At 65.6% G+C, this 770-nt stretch carries 1 protein-coding gene; it reads left to right on the top strand.

All coding sequences use genetic code 11. The features are described 5' to 3' along the window. On the top strand, positions 1–500 hold a 500-nt coding region (locus tag L981_RS32730; RefSeq protein ID WP_043626997.1), incomplete at its 5' end, for an aminotransferase class I/II-fold pyridoxal phosphate-dependent enzyme. Positions 501–770 lie beyond the last annotated feature (270 nt).

The raw sequence follows: 770 nt of genomic DNA, 5'->3' as shown, positions 1-770 counted from the left end.
ACGGCGTCTCCAAGGCCTATGCCATGACCGGCTGGCGCATCGGCTATGCCGGTGGCCCGCGCGACCTGATCAAGGCGATGGCTGTGGTCCAGAGCCAGGCGACCTCCTGCCCCTCCTCCGTCAGCCAGGCCGCCTCGGTTGCAGCGCTGACCGGTCCGCAGGAATTCCTGAAGGAACGCACCGCCAGCTTCCAGCGCCGCCGCGATCTCGTCGTCAATGGTCTCAACGCCATTGCCGGTCTCGACTGCCGCGTCCCGGAAGGTGCCTTCTACACCTTCTCCGGCTGCGCCGGCATGCTCGGCAAGGTCACGCCTTCAGGCAAAAAGATAGAGACGGACACGGACTTCTGCGCCTACCTGCTCGACGACGCCCATGTCGCCGTCGTCCCAGGCTCGGCCTTCGGTCTCTCCCCCTTCTTCCGGATCTCCTACGCGACCTCGGAAGCGGAACTGAAGGAAGCGCTGACGCGCATCGCCGACGCCTGCGCGCGGCTCTCGTAATCAAGCAGTTGTCGGGCACTCCGAGCTCGGAGATGCCCCTCTCCTCGGGTTTAACCCGAGGACTAGCCCTCTTCCCGCTTGCGGGGAGAGGGGACAGCGCCGAGATCGCTGCACCAGCCCCTTTTCCACACAACGAATCTCTGCCTTCGCTCCGTACGGAGCGCAGCTCCTTGGCGTGTCCACAGGTCCACAGGTCTTGAGAGGGGTTGGAAGCGGGCCGCATATCCCTTCTCCCCGCCTGCGGGGAGAAGGTCGCGGCAGCGGGATGAG

It is taken from the genome of Ensifer sp. ZNC0028 (assembly GCF_000799055.1).
In the GTDB taxonomy this organism is placed as follows: domain Bacteria; phylum Pseudomonadota; class Alphaproteobacteria; order Rhizobiales; family Rhizobiaceae; genus Ensifer.
The sequence above is the reverse complement of the archived record's forward strand: the minus strand, read 5'-3'. Positions and strand labels throughout refer to the sequence as shown.